The following is a 4156-nucleotide window of genomic DNA, read 5'->3' as shown; positions in this document are numbered from 1 at the left end:
CCTCGATGCCCAGCGCGCCCTGGCCTGCAGCAGGCAGCATGGCGCTGGGCTCGAACGTGGTGCGGATGCGGGCTTCCAGTCCCAGGCGCTTGAGGCCTGCGGCGGCCAGCACGATCGCGTCGTACTGGCCTTCGTCCAGCTTGCGCAGGCGGGTGTCGAGGTTGCCGCGCAGGGGCTCGATCTTCAGGTCAGGCCGCAGAGCCTGCAGCAGCACCTGGCGGCGCAGGCTCGACGTGCCCACCACGGCACCCTGCGGCAGGGCGTCCAGGTTCTCGTAGCGGGGGGAGACAAAGGCATCGCGCGGGTCTTCGCGCTCCATCACGCAGGCCAGGGCAAAGCCCTCGGGCAGCTCCATGGGCACGTCCTTGAGCGAATGCACGGCAATGTGGGCGCGGCCTTCTTCCAGCGCCACTTCCAGCTCTTTCACAAACAGGCCCTTGCCGCCCACCTTGCTGAGGGACTTGTCCAGAATCTGGTCGCCCTTGGTGGTCATGCCCAGCAGTTGCACGCTGTGGCCACGGGCTTCGAGCAGCGCTTTGACATGCTCGGCCTGCCACAGCGCAAGGCGACTTTCGCGGGTGGCGATGACGATGGGGGGCGTTGGCGAGGGGCTCAAGTTCGTAACCTGTTTGTAATTATTCAGCGGCGCAGGATGCTAGCATGCGCCCGCACTGGGGCTGGTGCGGCCTGCGGCCATGCGGGCTCAACGCGCCAGGCCATCCCACCCATCCCGGAGACTCCTGCATGAAACGATCCGACAAGGACCAGCCCCTGATTGATGACATCCGCCTGCTGGGCCGCATTCTGGGCGACGTGATCCGGGAGCAGGAGGGGGTGGAGGCTTATGAGCTGGTCGAGCAGGTCCGCAAGCTCTCCGTGGCCTTCCGCCGCGACGCCGACCAGGAGGCCGACCGCGCGCTCAAGAAGCTGCTCAAGTCCCTGTCGGGCGACCAGACGGTGMGCGTGATCCGCGCCTTCACSTATTTCAGCCACCTGGCCAACCTGGCCGAAGACCGSCACCWSATCCGCCGCCGCGCTGTGCACGAGCGCGCAGGCGACACGCAAGAGGGTAGCATCGAGGTCGCCCTGTCGCGCCTGCGCTGGGCTGGCATTGCGCCCAAGACGATTTCGCAGACGCTGGCGGGCAGCTACGTGGCCCCCGTGCTCACGGCCCATCCCACCGAGGTGCAGCGCAAGAGCATTCTGGACGCCGAGCGAGACATCGCCCAGTTGCTGGCCACGCGCGACGACATCCAGGTGCGCGCCCAGCTCTACAACAGTGCCAAGGACGCGCTCACCCCGCGCGAGCTGGTTGCCAACGAAGCCCTGCTGCGGGCCCGCGTGGCGCAGTTGTGGCAGACGCGCCTGCTGCGCTACAGCAAGCTCACGGTGGCTGACGAGATCGAAAACGCGCTTTCTTATTACGAAGCCACTTTTCTGCGTGAGATCCCCAAGATCTATGCTGACCTGGAAAACGAGCTGGGCCAGTACCCTGTGCACAGCTTCTTGCGCATGGGCCAGTGGATTGGTGGCGACCGTGACGGCAATCCCAACGTCACCGCGCAGACCTTGCAATATGCCCTGAGCCGCCAGGCCGAAGTGGCCCTGCGCCACTACCTGACCGAGGTGCATTACCTGGGCGGCGAGCTGTCGCTGTCGGCCCGCCTGGTGCAGGTGTCGGCCGAGATGGAGGCCCTGGCCCAGCGCTCGCCCGACACCAACGAACACCGCGTGGACGAGCCCTACCGCCGTGCGCTGACTGGCATCTATGCGCGCCTTGCCGCATCGCTCAAGGATCTGACCGGTGGTGAAGCCGCGCGCCATGCCGTGGCGCCGCAGAATGCCTATGCCAGTGCCGAGGAGTTCCTGGCCGACCTGCGGGTGATCGAGGCCTCATTGCAGTCCCACCATGGCCAGGCCTTGGCTGCCGAGCGACTGCACCCGCTGATCCGCGCCGTGCAAGTGTTTGGCTTCCACCTGGCCACGGTGGACCTGCGCCAAAGCTCCGACAAGCACGAAGAGGTGGTGGCCGAGCTGCTGGCCAAGGCCCGTATCGAGCCCAACTATGCCAACCTGCAAGAGGCCGCCAAGCGCGCGCTGCTGATCAAGCTGCTGAACGACGCGCGCCCATTGCGCGTGGTGGGGGCCGAGTATTCCGCCCATGCCCAAGGCGAGCTGGCCATTTTTGAAACCGCCCGTGTGATGCGCGAGCGCTTTGGCCACGAGGCCATCCGCCACTACATCATCAGYCACACCGARACGGTGAGCGACCTGCTCGARGYSCTGCTGCTGCAAAAGGAAGTAGGGCTGATGAACGGCACGCTGGATGCCGAGTCGAAGAACCACCTTATCGTGGTGCCCCTGTTCGAAACCATCGAAGACCTGCGCAATGCCGCGCCCATCATGCGCGAGTTCTACAGCCTGCCCGGCGTGGCCGCGCTGGTGCAGCGCAGCGGCGGCGAGCAGGACATCATGCTGGGCTACAGCGACAGCAACAAAGACGGCGGCATCTTCACCAGCAACTGGGAGCTGTACCGCGCCGAGATCGCCCTCGTCGAACTCTTCGATGAACTCGCCACCACCCACGGCATTCAGCTGCGCATGTTCCATGGCCGGGGCGGCACCGTGGGCCGTGGCGGTGGCCCCAGCTACCAGGCCATTTTGGCGCAGCCGCCCGGCACCGTGCGCGGCCAGATCCGCCTGACCGAGCAGGGCGAGGTCATTGCCTCCAAATACGCCAACCCCGAAATCGGCCGCCGCAACCTGGAAACTCTGGTCGCCGCCACGCTCGAAGCCACCCTGCTGCAGCCCACCAAGCCCGCCACCAAGGCGTTTCTGGACGCCGCCGCGCAGCTCTCGCTGGCCAGCATGGGCAGCTACCGCGCGCTGGTTTACGAGACCCCGGGCTTTACCGACTACTTCTTCAACTCCACGCCCATCCGCGAGATCGCCGAGCTGAACATCGGCTCGCGCCCTGCCAGSCGCAAGGCCAGCCASAAGATCGAMGACCTGCGCGCCRTSCCMTGGRGCTTCAGCTGGGGCCAGTGCCGCCTCACGCTGCCCGGCTGGTTCGGCTTTGGCTCTGCGGTGGAAGCCTTCATCAACACCGAAGGCAAGGACCCCAAGGCCCAGCTGGCGCTGCTGCAAAAGATGTACCGCCAGTGGCCGTTCTTCCGCACCCTGCTGTCCAACATGGACATGGTGCTGGCCAAGAGTGATCTGGCCCTGGCCTCGCGCTACAGTGAACTCGTGACCGATGCGCGCCTGCGCAAGAAGGTGTTCACCAGCATCGAGGCCGAGTGGCACCGCACGGCTGATGCGCTCACCCGCATCACCGGCGACAAGCAGCGCCTGACGCACAACACGGCGCTGGCGCGGTCCATCAAGCACCGCTTCCCGTACATCGATCCGCTGCACCACTTGCAGGTCGAGCTGGTGCGCCGCTGGCGCGCAGGGCAGGGCGACGAGCGGGTGCAGACCGGGATTCACATCTCCATCAACGGGATTGCAGCGGGGCTGCGCAATACGGGCTGATCTGCGGGCACAGCGGTCCGAACCCGCACTTTCCAGCCTGCTGCTATCGCGGGCACCCACAACAAAAAGGGCTCCCAATGGGAGCCCAGTTTGTTTGGCCAGTGTGGAACTGTGTGTCTAAAACACCTCCCATGGCAGCAGCATCCGCACCGCGCGAAGTGCCACCACCATGGGAAGTCCCGCAACTGCGTCAATCGGTCATGCGATTACATGGCGCTGAATTCGCCCGAAGGGATTTGGCCGGTGCGCACGGCTTCAGCAGCCTGTGCACGAACGGCAGCGCGGTCAGCTGTGGACTTGTAGGTCACCACACGCGAACCTGCTGGCTCGATGCTGCGTGTTTGTGCCACGGTGGCAGCTTCGGTAGCCACTTCAGCGCGGGTGCGGCTCGTGTCGAACTTCAGGGCAAATTGCGAGCCATCGGCTTCGTCAGCATGGGCACCAAAAGCGGCGAAAGCGGCAACAGCAGCGACGGAGAGGAAACGGGCGGTCTTGTTCATGATGAAAATCCTTGAAAGTTAAAAAGCGTCTCAAAAAAGCCGGGTCAAAAACCATTTCTGAACCGGGTTCGGTGAGTCGCCTTGCGGGTTCGGCTCATCGATGGGATGAACTGTACGCCGAT

3 protein-coding genes are annotated in these 4156 nt (G+C 64.9%); 1 reads left to right on the top strand and 2 read right to left on the bottom strand.

From position 1 onward, the window contains the following. Positions 1-616 (bottom strand): hydroxymethylbilane synthase (gene hemC, locus AC04MI_RS23825; RefSeq protein WP_476498886.1); only part of this gene is annotated, 616 nt, incomplete at its 3' end. 128 nt (positions 617-744) lie between these two features. On the opposite strand from hemC, the gene ppc reads away from it, so the two are divergent. Further along, positions 745-3534, top strand: a complete 2790-nt coding sequence (gene ppc, locus AC04MI_RS23820; RefSeq protein WP_476498885.1) for a phosphoenolpyruvate carboxylase — start codon at positions 745-747, stop codon at positions 3532-3534. Between the two features lie 206 nt (positions 3535-3740). Here the strand turns inward: ppc and AC04MI_RS23815 are convergent, their stop codons facing one another. Next, a complete protein-coding gene (locus tag AC04MI_RS23815) occupies positions 3741-4034 on the bottom strand; it encodes a DUF4148 domain-containing protein (RefSeq protein ID WP_146869546.1) in 294 nt (97 codons plus the stop codon). Positions 4035-4156: the final 122 nt, after the last annotated feature.

It is taken from the genome of Acidovorax sp. LjRoot204 (assembly GCF_056175785.1).
Note: the sequence above shows the minus strand (reverse complement) of the source record. Positions and strands in the feature narration are given on the sequence as shown.

Excerpts from the sequence above, each read along its gene's own strand:
- AC04MI_RS23815 (WP_146869546.1), bottom strand. The coding sequence starts at position 4,034 with ATGAACAAGACCGCCCGTTTCCTCTCCGTCGCTGCTGTTGCCGCTTTC.